This is a genomic window from Segatella copri (assembly GCF_019249655.2).
GTDB lineage: Bacteria > Bacteroidota > Bacteroidia > Bacteroidales > Bacteroidaceae > Prevotella.
Genome location: NZ_CP137557.1, coordinates 1,674,280 through 1,687,618, shown reverse-complemented (window position 1 = coordinate 1,687,618; position 13,339 = coordinate 1,674,280). Strand labels below are relative to the sequence as shown.

General features: G+C 40.4%; 12 protein-coding genes. 4 read left to right on the top strand and 8 right to left on the bottom strand.

Annotated features, from left to right (window positions below; all coding sequences use genetic code 11):
• The first annotated feature begins 38 nt into the window (after window positions 1-38).
• Window positions 39-581, top strand: coding sequence for a hypothetical protein (locus KUA49_RS06475; RefSeq protein WP_218412639.1), 543 nt, complete (start codon window positions 39-41; stop codon window positions 579-581).
• Here the strand turns inward: KUA49_RS06475 and KUA49_RS06470 are convergent.
• The 4 genes from KUA49_RS06470 to KUA49_RS06455 are packed head-to-tail and all read right to left on the bottom strand — an operon-like array spanning window position 505 to window position 7,887.
• A complete protein-coding gene (locus KUA49_RS06470) occupies window positions 505-1,767 on the bottom strand; it encodes a restriction endonuclease subunit S (RefSeq protein WP_218412638.1) in 1,263 nt (420 codons plus the stop codon). The two genes, KUA49_RS06475 and KUA49_RS06470, sit on opposite strands and share 77 nt — an antisense overlap.
• 49 nt (window positions 1,768-1,816) lie before the next feature.
• Window positions 1,817-2,956 (bottom strand): PDDEXK nuclease domain-containing protein, encoded by a 1,140-nt coding sequence (locus tag KUA49_RS06465; protein WP_218412637.1) that lies wholly within the window; start codon window positions 2,954-2,956, stop codon window positions 1,817-1,819.
• Between the two features lie 4 nt (window positions 2,957-2,960).
• Entirely contained in the window at window positions 2,961-4,619 is a 1,659-nt protein-coding gene (locus KUA49_RS06460; RefSeq protein ID WP_218412636.1) for an N-6 DNA methylase, read from the bottom strand.
• A gap of 10 nt (window positions 4,620-4,629) precedes the next feature.
• Window positions 4,630-7,887, bottom strand: a complete 3,258-nt coding sequence (locus KUA49_RS06455; protein WP_218412635.1) for a type I restriction endonuclease subunit R — start codon at window positions 7,885-7,887, stop codon at window positions 4,630-4,632.
• A gap of 122 nt (window positions 7,888-8,009) precedes the next feature.
• Between KUA49_RS06455 and KUA49_RS06450 the strand changes: the two genes are divergently transcribed.
• Window positions 8,010-8,150: a hypothetical protein gene (locus KUA49_RS06450; RefSeq protein ID WP_158573500.1), complete on the top strand. Its 141-nt coding sequence runs from the start codon at window positions 8,010-8,012 to the stop codon at window positions 8,148-8,150.
• Between the two features lie 979 nt (window positions 8,151-9,129).
• On the opposite strand, the gene KUA49_RS06445 is transcribed toward KUA49_RS06450, so the two are convergent.
• From KUA49_RS06445 to KUA49_RS06435, 3 genes are all read right to left on the bottom strand, one after another.
• A complete protein-coding gene (locus KUA49_RS06445) occupies window positions 9,130-9,405 on the bottom strand; it encodes a Txe/YoeB family addiction module toxin (protein WP_118063899.1) in 276 nt (91 codons plus the stop codon).
• A complete protein-coding gene (locus KUA49_RS06440) occupies window positions 9,402-9,680 on the bottom strand; it encodes an Arc family DNA-binding protein (RefSeq protein WP_218412633.1) in 279 nt (92 codons plus the stop codon). Before KUA49_RS06440 ends, KUA49_RS06445 begins: the two co-directional genes overlap by 4 nt.
• A gap of 248 nt (window positions 9,681-9,928) precedes the next feature.
• Window positions 9,929-10,681: a YaaA family protein gene (locus KUA49_RS06435; RefSeq protein WP_218412632.1), complete on the bottom strand. Its 753-nt coding sequence runs from the start codon at window positions 10,679-10,681 to the stop codon at window positions 9,929-9,931.
• Window positions 10,682-10,740: 59 nt separating this feature from the next.
• Between KUA49_RS06435 and KUA49_RS06430 the strand changes: the two genes are divergently transcribed.
• Window positions 10,741-10,911: a hypothetical protein gene (locus KUA49_RS06430; protein ID WP_203051167.1), complete on the top strand. Its 171-nt coding sequence runs from the start codon at window positions 10,741-10,743 to the stop codon at window positions 10,909-10,911.
• 58 nt (window positions 10,912-10,969) lie between these two features.
• A complete protein-coding gene (locus KUA49_RS06425; RefSeq protein WP_218412631.1) occupies window positions 10,970-12,226 on the top strand; it encodes an MFS transporter in 1,257 nt (418 codons plus the stop codon).
• Between the two features lie 216 nt (window positions 12,227-12,442).
• On the opposite strand, the gene KUA49_RS06420 is transcribed toward KUA49_RS06425, so the two are convergent.
• Entirely contained in the window at window positions 12,443-13,270 is an 828-nt protein-coding gene (locus KUA49_RS06420; RefSeq protein WP_203051169.1) for a helix-turn-helix domain-containing protein, read from the bottom strand.
• Between the last annotated feature and the right edge of the window lie 69 nt (window positions 13,271-13,339).

Sequence of the window (13,339 nt, the reverse complement as noted above, 5' to 3'; positions counted from 1 at the left end):
TGAGTACCTTTGCATCACAAAATGTAAGCAAGCAGAGCATGAAACTAAATGATATAGCAGAATTTGTAACAGACAAAATTAGCAGTGGTAGCATTTCTTTAGACAGATATGTCACTACAGATTCTTTATTACAAAATAGAAGAGGTAGAGAAACAGCACAAAATCTACCTCCAATGCCGTGTGCCCTTACTCATTATAGGCAAGGTGATGTATTGGTAGCAAACATTCGACCTTATCTTAAAAAGGTCTGGTATGCTGATTCAGAAGGTGGTTGTTCTTCGGATGTTCTGGTTTTCAGAGCAAAGAATGGGCATTGTTCGTCATTTCTTTATACAGTTCTAATGCAAGATGCTTTCTTTGATTACGCAATGTCTGGAGCAAAAGGAAGCAAAATGCCACGTGGTGACAAAGACCAAATCATGCGATATGAATTGCCGACATTAACTCCTATGGAGGAAGAAAATATCGGCAATATGATGGTTGATATTATGTCTAAAATCAATGTCAATCGTCAGATAAATGATAATTTACCATGGCTTGACTGTTCATTAAGAGTGGCAAAAGTTCATCTCGCTGCTTAGTGAGACTATTGATTTCTTCTATATTATTCTTTATACTATCGAATATTGGAGCAACTTTATTATGGAAAGCTTGTAAAATTTGCTTTGGGGGATAAGCCACGATTATTGACGCAAATTCTTCCTTGCTCATATTTGCAAAAACATTCCCAGTCTTAGCTTTTGCATTTTCATAATACAATTTCAAGGAAAAATATAGAAATTCTTTGTTATATTCATGTTCAAAAACAATTGAGTTTATCTGTTGGTTCGTCTGCGCTAATCTTGCAACAAATCCCATAACACCAATAGTTCCAATACATGAAACAGAAAGACTTCCTATGGGTAAGTATTTCTTTTCTTGACTATCTGCACCTTTTGTAGAAAGAGTACGTTGTGCCTCAAAAACAAATAAATTGCCTCTAATATCGTCTATCGTCACAAAAGGTATATCTCCTCCGAAATTATCCTCATCTGCACATGAAGGAGTCTTGCCTGTTATGATGTTCTTTTCTATATCTCCAATCTTTGGGGTACCCAATCCCTGCGGTATTTCACGCTTCAGCTTCTCATTCCACACCATAGCTCCGCCACTTGATTTGTATGGTTTGCCCTCCTCATTCGGGAAGTCAAATTGTACAAACCAATAGTCGTAGAGTTGCTTTGCTATCGCCTCTAAATTATCATTTATCTGATGATTAAGAGCAATTTTGCGGTCAAGTGCATATAATATAGAGACAATATCTTTCTGATATTTAATACCAGGAAGGTATATCTCTATTTCTTCAAATACCGATTTCGGTAATATTGGAGTTGTTGTAGAACCTGCTATTTTCTGAAAGTAAGGTTTCATCGTGGAAAGCAGATAGTACACATACAATGGTTCTGCTCCATTTTTAAACTGGGTTATTGAGTTTATTTGTTGGTTCGTTGCACACGTGATATTTGAATACGAAACATTTCCCATATCTGAACCAATACACCCCACCAATACACTTTCGCCAGAAATAGTATTACTTGCAATTTCTTCAAATCCTGTTTGAGAAATGAAACGATTGTTTCTTCCCATCATCCTCAATCCTTTTGCAACATCTTCAGGAGTGTAGAACGGAATATTACCACAAGCATAGTTTTCTGCTATGCTTGTGGATGGGGTTTTGCCTGTAATCACCTTGCCGATGTCGGCAAGTCTATATTTTTTCAATTTCATTTATTCCTATATATATTATGGTTGTTTCCAAAATGGAAATAACCACGTATTACTCTTTATCCGTTTTTTCCTCTGATTCTTCAAGTTTCTCCTCTATTTCCTCAATCTGTGGCAATGCCGATGCTACATCAGCAAAGAGTTTTTCTGTTTCGTATTGTGCAATTCCCATAGGTTGGGTAATGCCACGAAGCGAAAACTCAGCTTTCTTGTTACTCTTGGTTCGACAGAGAAGCAAGCCAATGGTAGGTTTGTCTTCTGGAGATTTTACAATGTCATCAACAGCAGAAATATAAAAGTTCAGTTTGCTAACGAACTCAGGTTTAAACTCCACGGCTTTCAACTCCACTACAACATAGCAATGCAGTTTGAGATGGTACATCAGCAAGTCGATATAATAATCATCCCCATCTACGGAAATATGGTATTGCCTGCCTATGTATGCAAAACCACGTCCCATCTCGAGGAGAAAATCAGTTATCTTGCTTGTCAAGGACTTTTCTATATCCAATTCATTTTGTAATGCCATCGTTCCTATGAACGAAAAATTGTAAGGGTCTTTGAATATGTAACGAGCCAAGTCTGACTGAACAGGTGGCAAGGTCTGTTCAAAATTATTAATTGCATGCCCTTTTGCATGGATATATCCATTGTCTATTTGGAGGAGCATCACATCACGACTCCACCCATTCTGTGCTGTTTCTGTTATATAGTAGGCACGTTGTGCTTCGTCTTTTACCTTGGATAACAGTGAAATATGGTGATACCAAGATATTTGTGCAAGTGGTACTTGTACATGCTCTTTTCCTTCATTCTCTAATTCTGCAAGTGTCGCTTGCAGAATTGGCAATTTCTTTAATTCTGCAAGTGGGACTTGCAGAATTGGAAAGTCTGGATATTCAGATGCAAAGCGTTTCATATATCGCAGATTACGTATGGAATAGCCACGATCATCCGGATAGCGAGAAATCAAATCTTTCGATAGTTGCTCTATAACCTGTTTGCCCCAACCTTCCTGTTCTTGTTTCTGTAGGATACTTTTCCCTATATTCCAATATAGCGACAATGTTCCCATATTGACACTGATAGCTGTTTTCAACTTTGCAGTGTCAATCAGGTTTTCTATGTCTTTACGCCATTGATTATAGCCAGTAGGCAACAATGTATTGCCGTCTTTTGTTATATTGTTCATCTTATTATTCCTTTCCTGCATTAGCATTGAAACCGATGCAGTCCAACTGTTTTATAATTTCTTCTTCCAAACGATGACTTTCTGTAAATTGTTGTGTAAGCGTAGTTTTATAATCGCTCATTCGCTTGTTGAACTCTTCTTCCGTAATATCCACATAGTCTATCTTGATATCAAAATACTGTCCGGCAGAGAGGCTATATCCCTTCTCTTTGATTTCATCGTAGGTCACATTGACAGAGAAGTCATCCACAGCTTCCTTATTTTGAAAAGTGCTGACTATCTGGTCTATCTCCTCGTCACGAAGACGGACCTTTTTCAATCCATTGCTATCTTTGTATTCCTCACCAAGTTTGCTAGCATCAATCAATACCACCTTATCACTCTTCTTTGAATCATCGAAGAAGAGCACAGAAACATTGGTTCCTGTGTTGGCAAAGACATTACTTGGCATGGATACGCAGCCATAAACAATCTTGTTGTCAACGATATGTTTTAGGATTTTGTTCTCAATGCCACTCTTGGCAGTGATGAATCCTGTTGGAATAACAATGGCTCCCTTGCCTGAGTTTTTCTTCAAAGAATTGATAACATGCTGGATGAAGCAGGTATAGATTGCCATGCTGTCTTTTTTCTTCGCTGGCACTTTTGGTACTCCTGCCCAAAAACGAGCAGGAAAGGCTGCTATCTTCTCTCTTGTATCGCTGAAATCCATCTTGAATGGTGGATTGCTTACCACAAAGTCGAACTGGCGAAGGCTTTGTCCGTCATCGCTTTTATGGTAAGGTGCAACGAGTGTGTCACCTTGGATGGCATGATCAAGTGAAGATACCAAACCATTGAGCAACAGGTTGAGCTTGAGCATCTTGTTGCTTCGTTGAGAAATATCTTGGGCAAAAATAGTACAGCGGTCTTCTCCGATTTGATGTGACAATGCCATCAGCAAAGTACCTGTACCTGCTGATGGGTCGTAGCATTCAATATTATGGAGGTCGGCATGATCGCCCACTAATAATCTGGCCATAATGGTAGCGATGGCATGAGGAGTGTAATATTCTGCATATTTTCCGCCTCCAGCCGTATTGTAGTCTTTGATAAGATATTCAAAGATATTGGCGAAGAAGTCGTAATGCTCCGAAAATGCTTCCTCAAAAGAGAAATTGGCAAGCTTATCCACCATGGCACGTGCAAATGGTGCTCTCTGAGCCACATCTGTCACATATTGGGTCAATGGCTCAAAGAGAGGTATCTTGGTGTTTTGGGTGGTTTGTGTAGAGAAGATGGCAAGATTCTGCTCCGCAATGTCGCTCATCGTATTGTCAAAGATAAAATCAAAATCACCCTTTGCCTGCTGGTTCCAGAGGTTTGCAATCAGATGCTCTGGTTTCAAGCGTGGTAGGTCTGGAGACAAGGAAGCCAGTAACATCATGCGCTCCATATCACTCAACTCACTGTAAGCGGTTTCCCATTTCTCTGCTGTGCAAATTTTCTCAGCATAGCGGTTTCCTGAGTGTTTGATAGCATAGCCAAACTTGTCATTCAAGAACTTATATAGGAATACCTGGGTGATAATTTTATACTCATTGCCGTCATTGCCCATGCCGTATGTCTTGCAAGTTGCTTTCAGGGCATCGATGAGGGCTACGGTATTTTCTCTTATTGTCATATTTTTATATTTAATTACTTGGATATGTTCTATTATATTGATTGATGTATTGACGAGCTATCCTTGACTGGATGAAAGTAAAATCTTCCATCTGTGGCTCTATGTTTGGATAATGATAGAGCGACTGAGCTATCTCAGTCATCACGGTCATTTCGAAATAGTCGTCTTTCTTAAGAATGTCTGCACGGTCGTAAACCTTTTGATCTATTTCTGATTTTATGTCAGAAAGTATCGCCACAATATCATTATCATAATAACTGAAGATGAATGGCTTGTGCTCTTTCAATCTTCGTTGGTTTTCTTCGTGAATTCGTTTGTGGACATTGGCAAACTTGGTGTCGCCATTGTATTTCTTCAGCAAGCGGTTGTTGCTTTCCTGCAATTTTACCAATCGCTCAATGATTTCATCCAACTCTTTACTTTCTTGGTTAAACTTAGCGATACTGTCAACGACAAAGCCATGCTCCTTGAATCTTTGCATGAAGGCATCACGCAGAGTGATATATTCAGGATCGTCTGGGTCTGTATTTTCAGTGAATTTGTGAATCACTAAAGCCCATTTTTCTTGTAACTCCTGTCCACCTGCTATCATTTTCATTTCTTCCTCTCCAATTTTAGAGAAATTGAAGCGGATGTCTTGCATAGCTTCATTGACGAGTTGCTTGGTCTCATCAGAAATGGCAAAGGCTTCCTTTTGGTTGATGATGTCAATGTGGTGTTGCACTTCCTTTAGCATATCTGGGAGTTTGGTCAGTTCAACCTTGCTGAAAGCATCCTTTAAGCTATCATCACCAAATGTACGTACTATATTGGCACAATCCTTGGCTGAAATCAATGCTTTTTTCAAGTCAAGCAGCACCTGCTTATCTTCTATGGAAGAAATCTCAGAAGAGAAGTCTTCTACATTGTTTGTCGTGTAATCAAACAATGTTTGGCGTACATCTTTCATCTGCCGAATCAGTTCTTCAGGGTCTTCTATAACCTGTGAGAATGTATCGGTGACATGATTGCCTTCTACTTCTTCTGGATTGTTGAAGCGATTCAACTCTCTGAGATAAGCCTCATTGGTCTCTTCAAAGTTTTGCTTGATATTAGCAAAGTCGATGACATAGCCATAACGATTGTTCTTATATGGTCTATTTACACGTGTGAGAGCCTGTAAAAGGTTATGATCTCGGAGCTTACGACCAAAATAAAGTCGCTTTAAGCGTGGTGCATCGAAACCAGTCAAGAGCATGTTGAAGACAATAAGCAAGTCGATGCTCATGTTCTTCTTGAAATCCTTGATAATTTGCTTGTGAGTATCCTTGTCATCACTATCGTGCAAGATGAGTCCAACTTTCAGTGGATGCGTCCTGTAACCTGACATAGGTATGGCATTGGCAACCATCCACTCTTGTCCATCCATCTTAATCTGGATAGGCTTGGCATATCCTGAGTCAAGCGTGTTGGCAAGACCACCATCAGAGAAATTTCGGAAAGCCTCATACAGCTTTCTTGCTTGTTCACTTGTCTCACAGATGACCATGCCACCAAGTGTATCATCTCCCTGTATCTTACGGAATTTTGTTAAGTCATCCGCTATGTAACGGGCCAATTCACCTACATAACTATCGTGCTCTATGATTTGTGCACGCTTGATATCCCTCTTTTGCACAAGGGTTTCCAGTTTGTCGTAAACCTCAGACAGACGTTCCTTATATGAGGTCTCTATATCCTCACGGATTATCTTTAAGGTATATCCGTCAGCAATAGAACGGTCATAATAATAAGTATGGAAATAGCGTTGGAAAACCACACTCGAAGCACAATCTTTCTTTAGCAGAGGAGTTCCTGTCAAGGCTATCTTGATGGAATTTGGATCTGCATCAAAAAGATTGGCTAGAAAACAACCACCAGGTTTGTAACCACGATGAGCCTCGTCCATAATGAAAATACGCTGAAGATTTGTTGCATAAGCCGGAAGTTCCACCTTTTGCTTGTCTTCAGCAAAACGCTGGATGTTCACAACTGTTATCTCTTGCTGTCCACTGGTTCCTTCTTGTGCATGGTTGTTGCGGAACTGAGCCATCAATTCCGCACGAGTATTGGCTGTCGAAACAACGAGTCCACGAGCCTCAAACTCTTGGGTGGCTTGTTCCAACAAGTCTATTCTATCTACTATGAAATAGAATTTTGCAACCATATTCTTCTTGGCATAATAGTCGGACAGAACATAGGTGAGATAAAAGGACAGAGCCGTTTTTCCACTACCTTGCGTATGCCATACTACGCCAGAAGTAGCTCCTTCTGAGAGTTGTTGGCGGATAGCGAGTGCGGCAAACATCTGCTGGTAGCGCATGATGTGCTTTTGATCGGTGCTTTCTATTTTACCATCTACTTCTTTCTCCATTTTAACGTATGCTATGCCATACTTGATGATAAAGAGCAATCGCTCAGGGCTGCACATGGAGGTAAGCATACGGTTCGTAGGAGTATTGACGCCAAGATTGGTTTGATACTCCGGTGTATGATGAATAACTTGACAGTTGAAGTCTGCCAAGATTTGTCTTTCTTCTTTTTGGTTGATTTCCTTATATGGATAATTCGCATTATAAGGTGCTATCGGGAGATTGGAAGGATTCTCCTCACGGAAGCAATTGAAGGGGGCGTTTCCTCTTGCAGCAGTGCAATAGAAAGCTCCTTGGATAGGAACTATTCCCCCCATCGTATCGTACTCCATATTATTGGAGAAAATCATCAACTGTGTGATGTTGATGAAGCTACGAAACTTTTTGTTTGGGAAACGCTCTTGATTCATTCGCTTGCTTTCAGCTACAATTCCTCCATGATTGTTTGGCTTTTTTACCTCTACGAAGCAAAGAGGCAAGCCATTGACAAACAAAGTAATATCTGGGCGGAATTCATCTTGCCCATTTTTACAAGTGAATTCAGCGGTAAAATGAAAAGTATTGTTCTGAGGATTTTCAAAGTCTATCAATTTGATGGGAGATACAGCCTGTAATCTTTTGTAAAAAGACTTACCGAGGTCATCATTCTTTAGTTCTTGGCGAATGGAGCGCAAAATGCTCTTGAACCCATCCTTCTTTGCTGATGGATTCAACTTATAAAATTGTTCTCTGAAAATTTCAGTCAATATATTTGTGTCAGGGTCATAGACTGTCCCTGCCATATCTTCGCTAATCTTTCCGAAATAAGAATAGCCTAATCGAGTAAGGTGAACCATTGCTGGCATCTGAACTCTTGTTGCTTCGTTGAATTTACTCATTGCTTCATTTTATTGCTTTAAATGCAAATATAGTGATTTCTTTTTATAAATATGCAATTTAAGGTTAATCTTTAACAAGATATAACAAAGAGAGCGAGCAGAGAGAGCAGAAGCATAAATTCGTGTTCAAACGCCAGCTCACGGAACTGAATGGTCAGGAGATTTATCTTCGCAAGGAGCAGCAGATTGCAGGAAGCAACCAGTTTAAGAAATTGGATGATATTCCTTATAAAATCAGCGTCTTGTTTGATGCAGAATTCTAAATAATACTTCATTTGCCATCGAAGCCTATTTCATTTGGAACAGAAGAAAGCCAGCTCAGTAATCTAGGCTATTTTTGCCAATACTTATAACCAAATTTTACATACTGGTAAACTTGGAATCTAGCAACGAAAATAGGGAGTTTTGAGCATATCAAATTCCCTATTTTCTGTTTCTAATTAAGCGAATACCCTATAGTTGTACAACTATAAAGTTGTAGTCGTACGACTATATAGGCTATGGTTGTACAACTGTAGAGTTATAGTTGTACAACTACAGGGGTTATAGTCGTACAACTATAGATTTCCTATTTTAGCGCTATTAACTAGCAAAACCATAATCCTTTGGCTATTAATATATTACCATTTTCTTCCATATTTTCAATATTCACAAAGAAATATGAATCGTTTGAAAATACGAGAATCTCAGCAAGGGAAATGTATAAAAATAAAACGACCCGCACATTTGAGCATCGTTGAGAGGCTTGGCGGGTACTAGCGGGTACAAAGGTACGAAGATTTTTCGAAACCAGCAAATTTTTAGAGAGATTTTTATCTCTTTCTTCACCCAATTACCTTCATTCTCTAATTCTGCAAGTGGCACTTGCAGAATTGGAAAGTCAGGATTTTCAGATGCAAAGCGTTTCATATTATATGTCTATATGTCTCTTTGAAATTGCTCCCCAACTTGGGGAGTAATTTCAAAGAGACATTTTTTGCCCCATGTCAAGGTGAAAAATCTTTCTTCTCTAATTGGTCAGCAACTTGCTGACTAATTACTCTTTATATGGTAGGTACATGCAATAAAAATTCTTCATGTATAGAAGATTCAGAATTTGCAGCAAGTTGCTGCATTTTTTAATCTTTTGGCTATAAAGTTGATAGAACTTTTTGTATAACATAAATTCCGCCGGGACGCCTAGCGGGGCAGCGGGCAGAATACATTCTATAAGCTACCGATTCCATTGATATATGGACTCGATTATTTGTCATTGTAATGTCCTTCTAGCTCAATAATGGACACTAGAATTTCTTCATCAAGTATGTCATAGATAATCCTGTCCTGGGCAGTAATATGTCTAGAATACGTGATGTCGTTTCCACCTTTCAAAGGTTCCGGATGTCCTTTACCTGTTCTAGGGTGCTCAGAAAGTTCTGGAATCAACTTCTCTAGTTTTTTGAATAGAGGTAGATTTGATTTCTTCCATTTCTTAATGACCTTCTGTGCATCCTTAGAGAATTCTATTCGATATATCATAAAGCTTCCATCCATGCGATTGCATCTTGTGCTGTGTCAAAGCACAGAGTTTCTCCGTTTTTATGTTCTTCTCTCGCCTTGTCAAGCTTAGCTTGCAAATCGGGAGTAATCACATTTTCATCCATGGTCTTGTTCTTACTCATAAAATCCATAAGAATGGATTCTACATAATTGTTAAGGCTACGATTGGTAGCCTTAGCACACTCCTTGAGCTCCTCAAGAAGCTCTGCTGGTAACCTAAATGAAGTAGATACACGTAATGTTGATGTGCTCATATTCTTTGTTTTAAATTGTTATTTTGGGGCAAAGATAATAAAAAATAATGAGAACCGGAGTGAATCTTTGGTTTTTAACACTGATAAGTGCGATTATTAACACATTACCATTTTCTTCCATATTTTCAATATTCACAAAGAAATAAGAACCGATACCTTGAAGCAATGAACAATGACACGAAGAAAGCCATGGCGTTATACCGCTATAACTTAAAGATGTCGAAATTATTTGTACTATTTTGTTCTATTCAACGAACGAAATGAGGAAAAGCAGCTTCTCCTAATTCTGGCGCATATTCAAAACCTTCGTAACTGAAGCCTGCCAGTTCCTCTGGAGTAAGAAGCTGATTATTCAGGATATATCTCACCATGGCTCCACGGCAAGATTTAGCCCATACAGCCTGCATCTTCAATCTGCCATCTTTCTGGCGGACATAAAAGAGTGGCTGAATGACCTTTATCTCCTTACATACTCTCTTCCAATCAAACAGATGTTCATATTCCTCTGTTGAGAGATGGATGAGAATGCCATCATCAGCTTTCACACTATCGATGAGAACATCCGTCAGTTTGTCTTTCCAGAACTGATTGACAGGCTTGTCGTTTGTGGCTTCAAGCGATACGCAATACTCCATACGATAAGGTACGATACCATCCATTGGTCGAAGTAAACCATAGAGAAAACAGGTAATCCAGAGATGCTTCTGGGCATACTCTAATGAGTCGTCACTTAAAGAGCTGGCACGCAAATGTTTATAGGCCTGACCATTGTAAGCCAGGATGGCAGGCATCTTTTCTGCTGCCATAAAATTATAATAGCGTTTCCAGTTTTCAGTTGCAATCTTGCTGCTGCAATCCAGTTGCCTAGCCAATTCCTCTACATTCATCCTTGCCATTTCTTCGGCCAAGACATTGGCAACTGATTGGAAGAGTGGCACGGAGACAGGCTTTCTGTCTGCCTTATCAAACATGATTTTTGCATTTGCCAATAATATCTGCATAATAATCTATCTTTTATTTTTTGAACATCAATACAAAGTTAAGAAAAAAACAATATTCAATGGCAAATATCCAAGAAAAATCCCATGAACTTATAATTTTTAAAAAAAAGAACATTATATTACACCTTTTCTTGCGTAATCTAGAAATATTTATTACCTTTGCAGGAAAAGAACAATATAATGCACTACTTGGCATGGAGGTTAAATATGAGATTCGTCAGACCGTTTAGTACAACATAAAATATTGATCTTCAAATAAGAAAATAAAAAAGACAAAAAATAAAAGAAATGAACATCAAGTCAATAGGCAGTAAAATCAAGGGAAATCCTACGATGGTAGAGGGTACGGTGTATTCCATGCTCATCATCTGTAGCATTTCCCATTTCCTGAACGATATGATTCAGTCGATTATCCCTTCCATCTATCCGATCGTGAAGGATAAGTTCGACTTCTCGTTTGCACAGATAGGTATCATCACACTGGTCTTCCAGATGACATCTTCCATCCTGCAACCTTTCACAGGACTTTATGCCGATAAGCATCCCCGTCCCTATGCCCTCTCCATCGGCATGTGCTTCACGTTGGTGGGGCTGCTCCTGCTGGCTTTCGCCGAGAATTACTTTCTGATTCTCCTGGCGGTGAGCGTTGTCGGCCTGGGTTCTTCAGTGTTTCATCCCACAGCATCGAGAGTGGCCCAGATGGCATCGGGAGGCAAGAAGAGTCTGGCACAATCCATCTTCCAGGTGGGTGGCAATGGAGGTTCTGCAATAGGACCATTGCTGGCTGCCATCATCATCCTGCCTTTCGGTCAGCATGCCATCTCCTGGTTTGCCCTTGCAGCGCTGCTTGCCGCTATCATCATGGTAAGATTGGGAGTCTGGTATAAGGCACGACTGGCTTACGTGGTGAACCATCCCCAGAAACAGCCCCTTCTTAATACCCATATCTCTAAAAGGGTGAAGTATTGGGCTCTGTTCATCCTCATCATGCTCGTGTTCTCCAAGTATTTCTATACGGCATGCATTACGAGTTACTTCACCTTCTTCCTGATGGATAAGTTCGGCGTATCGGTACAGACCTCGCAGCTGTGCCTCTTCGTATTCCTTGCCGCCTTTGCCATAGGTACGGTGGCAGGAGGAATGCTGGGTGACAAGTTTGGCAGAAAGTATGTCATCTGGTTCTCCATTCTGGGAGCAGCACCCTTTGCCATCGCCATGCCTTTTGTGAACTTCACGTGGACCATCATCTGTACCTTCCTTTCTGGCTTGATCATCGCCTCGGCATTCTCTTCCATCGTGGTATATGCCACCGACCTGATGCCAGATAAAGTGGGATTGATAGCAGGCATTTTCTTCGGATTGATGTTTGGACTGGGAGGACTTGGCTCAGCGTTCTTCGGCTGGTTAGCCGACAAGACCAGTATTGAGTTTATCTTCCAGGTGAGTGCCTTCCTGCCATTGCTCGGCATCATAGCAGGATTCTTGCCGAATACCCAGAAGAGAAACGTTGAAGAAACTGATGAAAACGCAAAGTTTAAGTTTTAAAAAATATTAAGGAAAGAAGTGGCGATAGTTACATAAAAAGCCGCCACAACTTGCCTGCTGCCAGCAGCGTGAGTCTTGCTCTCAAGACCCTGATCAATAGGGAATTCATCTACAAGTACAATGGCAGCTATATCATATACGACCGCTTCTTCGGGATGTGGTTGAGGACTTTGACCATCAGTTCATTGAAACAGAGAATACGAAGATTATTCGAACCTACTCCGCCCCCATGCGGTAATTCTTTGGCGATAAACCGGTATGCTTCTTGAAGAAGGTGCCGAAGGATGAGGCATTAGGAAAACTTAACTCGCAGGCTATCTGCTGAATCGTCATGTTCGTATTCTTCATCAGATAAATGCTGCGACGGATGATCGCCTTGAAAATCAACTGCTGAACCGTCTTGCCACACACCGACTTCACTATCACCGAAAGATACTTCGGGGTGAGACAAAGCTGGTCGGCATAAAACGCCACACCACGCTCTCGCATGAAATTCGCATCTATCAGCTTCACCAACTCCTCAAACGTCTCTATCTTGCGATCCATCTCCTTCCTCGGCGTGGTGAGCGAGGCAGAGAATATGCTGCAAAGACGATAGGTCACCGCCATGAGAAGCAACTTCTGCTCATGATCACTATACGTATCCTTCTTCTCCTTCTGATCCAAGACAAAAAGCATCCGGGCATAAGACGTCAGCATCTCCTCGTAACCCGTCTGCGCCACGGTGCACGCCTTGGGATAAAGCGTGGAATAAAGACGCATGCTCATCACCGTATTGCCCAACATGTGACGAATCTGCTCCACACGATAGAAAAGTAAGGTAAAGCGGAAATCGGAAGAGGTTTCCTGAACATGAAAAAGAATTTCAGGAGAAAGGAAAATAGTCTCTCCCATAGACGCAGCAAAGGATGCCCCGTTTACCTGGAAACGGAACATCCCTTGATGACAAACTACTATTCCGACATAATCAGAATAGAAAGGCTGCATCAGAAAATGAGGAAATTCTCTTGCCTCACATATTATAATATTATCTGTTATCTCCATTTTTTCAAATTGCTTGAACTGCGAAGATAACAAAAATATCAATTTCCTCTGATAATTGCCTTGATTATT

Excerpts from the sequence above, each read along its gene's own strand:
- KUA49_RS06475 (WP_218412639.1), top strand. The coding sequence starts at position 39 with ATGAAACTAAATGATATAGCAGAATTTGTAACAGACAAAATTAGCAGT.
- KUA49_RS06470 (WP_218412638.1), bottom strand. The coding sequence starts at position 1,767 with ATGAAATTGAAAAAATATAGACTTGCCGACATCGGCAAGGTGATTACA.
- KUA49_RS06465 (WP_218412637.1), bottom strand. The coding sequence starts at position 2,956 with ATGAACAATATAACAAAAGACGGCAATACATTGTTGCCTACTGGCTAT.
- KUA49_RS06460 (WP_218412636.1), bottom strand. The coding sequence starts at position 4,619 with ATGACAATAAGAGAAAATACCGTAGCCCTCATCGATGCCCTGAAAGCA.
- KUA49_RS06455 (WP_218412635.1), bottom strand. The coding sequence starts at position 7,887 with ATGAGTAAATTCAACGAAGCAACAAGAGTTCAGATGCCAGCAATGGTT.
- KUA49_RS06445 (WP_118063899.1), bottom strand. The coding sequence starts at position 9,405 with ATGATATATCGAATAGAATTCTCTAAGGATGCACAGAAGGTCATTAAG.
- KUA49_RS06440 (WP_218412633.1), bottom strand. The coding sequence starts at position 9,680 with ATGAGCACATCAACATTACGTGTATCTACTTCATTTAGGTTACCAGCA.
- KUA49_RS06435 (WP_218412632.1), bottom strand. The coding sequence starts at position 10,681 with ATGCAGATATTATTGGCAAATGCAAAAATCATGTTTGATAAGGCAGAC.
- KUA49_RS06430 (WP_203051167.1), top strand. The coding sequence starts at position 10,741 with ATGGCAAATATCCAAGAAAAATCCCATGAACTTATAATTTTTAAAAAA.
- KUA49_RS06425 (WP_218412631.1), top strand. The coding sequence starts at position 10,970 with ATGAACATCAAGTCAATAGGCAGTAAAATCAAGGGAAATCCTACGATG.
- KUA49_RS06420 (WP_203051169.1), bottom strand. The coding sequence starts at position 13,270 with ATGGAGATAACAGATAATATTATAATATGTGAGGCAAGAGAATTTCCT.